This window comes from Mesorhizobium sp. WSM4846 (assembly GCF_055811415.1).
This window is the reverse complement of the sequence record NZ_JBVVPZ010000107.1, coordinates 1-720: the sequence shown is the minus strand read 5'-3', so window position 1 is coordinate 720 and position 720 is coordinate 1. Positions and strand designations below refer to the sequence as shown.

Annotated in this window: 1 protein-coding gene; it reads right to left on the bottom strand. The window is 66.0% G+C overall.

Annotated elements, in window-relative coordinates; genetic code table 11:
* Window positions 1-720 (bottom strand): transposase (locus AC0L15_RS33220; RefSeq protein WP_473498420.1); only part of this gene is annotated, 720 nt, incomplete at both ends.

Sequence of the window (720 nt, the reverse complement as noted above, 5' to 3'; positions counted from 1 at the left end):
CTCATGCACCAACCAGTTCAGCATTTCGGCCGAGCCGTAGCCGGTGTCGGCAATCAGCCGCTCCGGCCAGAGGCCGAGCTCGTCGTGCGCCCGCTCGATCATGGTCTTGGCGGCCGTCACCTCGGCCTGGCGCACCGCGGTCGAGGGCTCCACGTCCACGATGATGGCGTGCTCCACGTCGATCAAATAGTTCGTGCAATAGGCATAGACGGCTGGGCCACCCCAAGCGGCAGTCCAGCGCGCGGCGGGATCAACAGGGGAGACGAACTTGGGCTCCACCGGCGTGGCGGCCCCGAAGGCGGCATCATCCAAGGTGGCGAGGTATTCGGCCACGGCCCGCTTGGTCTCAGGCTTGAGCTCCTCGGCCGTCTCGACCCCGCGCTGACGCTGCGCGTCGGCGACGATCATGCTGGCATCGACCGCAAAGCCTTCGCCGCCGACGAGGCCTTCTGCCATGCAGCGTCGGACGACGGTTTCGAACAGTTCGCGCAGCAGATCGGCATCGCGGAAGCGTCCGTGGCGGGTCTTGGAGAAGGTTGAGTGGTCCGGCACATCACCCTCGAGGCCAAGCCGGCAGAACCACCGATAGGCCAGGTTCAGATGTACCTCCTCGCATAGCCGACGCTCCGAGCGGATGCCGAAGCAATAGCCGACGATCAGCATGCGGATCAGCAGCTCAGGGTCGATCGAGGGACGGCCGATCGGGCTGTAGAAGGGCGC